The organism is Streptomyces longisporoflavus (genome assembly GCF_014649775.1).
GTDB lineage: Bacteria > Actinomycetota > Actinomycetes > Streptomycetales > Streptomycetaceae > Streptomyces > Streptomyces longisporoflavus.
The window spans coordinates 1-2,120 of sequence record NZ_BMTR01000095.1 but is presented as its reverse complement, the minus strand read 5'-3'; the positions used below and the strand labels follow the sequence as shown (position 1 = coordinate 2,120).

Below are 2,120 nucleotides of genomic sequence, written 5' to 3'. Positions count from 1 at the left end.
GCCCCGACGGCTTCGCGGTCGGCCACGTCGCACGCCGCGAAGGCCACCTCGGCGCCCAGCGCGACCAATTCCGCATGCAGCTCGTCGGCGCCCTCGGCGACAGCACCACGCCTGCTGACCAGCAGCAGGTTCCGCACACCGCGCTCGGCGACGAGATGCCGGGCGACGAGACCGCCGAGCGTCCCCGTCGCCCCGGTGACCAGCACGGCACCGTCACCAAAGCCCGCTTCGTCTTCCACGGACTGCCGCACCCTGGCCAGACGCGGCGCGCTGACGGCGCCCGCACGCACCGCCATCTGCGGCTCGCCCGTGGCCAGCGCGGACGTCAGCACCTCCACCGATGCCGCGTCCTCGTCGAGGTCGACCAGCACGATCCGGTCGGGGTTTTCCGACTGGGCGGAGCGCAGCAGACCCCACACCGCCGCCTGTGCGACATCTCGTACGTCGTCATCGGCCGTAGCGGCGATCGCTCCGTTGGTGGCGATAACCAGGCGTGACGCGGTGAACCGCTCGTCCGCCAGCCAGGCCTGGACCGTGTTCAGCGCCCAGTGCGCCGCCTCGTGCGCACCAGCGACCATCTCGGAGGCAGCGGTGACCGGGCACGGCAGAACGACATAGTCGGGCAGGTCGGCCGAGGCCGCTAGCGCCTCCAGGTCGGTCCACTCGACCGTCGGGGCATCGTCCCCGGCGGCCAGGGGAACCGGCACCCAGTCGATGCCGAACAGGGCGTCGCCCCGGCCCTCACCGGCGAACTGCTCCGAGGACACCGGGCGCAGCACGAGCGCGTCCACGGTCGCGACCGGGGCTCCCGCCCCGTCCGCCACGACCAGCGACACTCCGTCCGGTCCCGCAGGCGTCAGGCGCACTCGCAGCGCCGTCGCGCCCGAGGCGTGCAGCCGCACACCCGACCACGAGAACGGCAGCCCCTCGGCTTCGCCACCCGCCGAGCCGACGGCGTGCAGCGCCGCGTCCAGCAACGCCGGGTGCAGACCGAACCCGCCGGCCTTCACACCCTCCGGCAGCTCGACCTCGGCGAACACCTCCTCGCCCTTGCGCCACACCGACCGCAGGCCCTGGAACACCGGGCCGTACTCCACGCCCGGCTCCGCCAGACCCGCGTAGAAACCTTCCAGCTCAACGGCCTCCGCGCCCGCCGGCGGCCACTCCACCAGCGACGCCCCACGGGAGCGCCCGCCCGTACCCAGTACGCCGATGCCGTGCCGCCTCCACGCACCGCCGTCGTCGGCGTCCCCCGTGCTGGAGTGGAACGTCAGCTCGCGCCGGCCGTCGGAGTCCTCGGCGCCGACCCACACCTGGAACCGCACCGAACCGTTCTCGGGCAGGACGAGCGGAGTCTCAAGCGTCAGCTCCTCTACCAGGTCGCACCCGACCTGGTCCCCCGCGCGCACCGCCAGCTCCACGAACGCGGCACCGGGCAGCAACACCGAACCCCGCACCACATAATCGGCAAGCCACGGGTGGGACTGGACCGACAGACGACCAGTCAGCAGCACACCATCCGTACCGCCCACCGTGACGGCCGCGCCCAACAGCGGGTGCTCCGCCGAACCCAGTCCGGCCGCCGTGACATCACCGGCCGACGGCAGCACGTCCAGCCAGAAGCGCTCGCGCTGGAACGCGTACGTCGGCAGCTCGACCCTCTTGGCCCCGCTGCCCGCGAAACGGGCGGCCCAGTCCACGCGGGCGCCCCGCACATGTGCTTCCGCGAGCGCGGTGGTCAGCGCCGCCGCCTCGGGGCGGTCGTTCCGCAGCACCGGTACGAACCCGGCGTCCGGCGCGGTCTCCGGCCCGAGCGCCGACAGCGTCCCGCCGGGGCCGATCTCGACGAACGTGGTCACACCCTCGCGCCGCAGCGTGTTCACGGCGTCGGCGAACCGTACGGCCTCGCGCACGTGCCGCACCCAGTACTCCGCCGAGGTCAGCTCCGCGGCAGTGGCCAGGTGGCCCGTCAGGGTCGACACCACAGGTAACGCGGGCGCCTCGTAGGTCACGCCCTCAAGAACTCGACGGAAGTCGTCGAGCATCGGCTCCATCAGCGGCGAGTGGAACGCGTGGCTGACCTTCAGACGCGACACCTTGCGGCCCGCCGCACGCCACTT

At 72.9% G+C, this 2,120-nt stretch carries 1 protein-coding gene; it reads right to left on the bottom strand.

The features are described 5' to 3' along the window. Positions 1-2,120: SpnB-like Rossmann fold domain-containing protein (locus IE226_RS43505; protein ID WP_190087069.1), on the bottom strand; the 2,120-nt coding region annotated here is incomplete at both ends.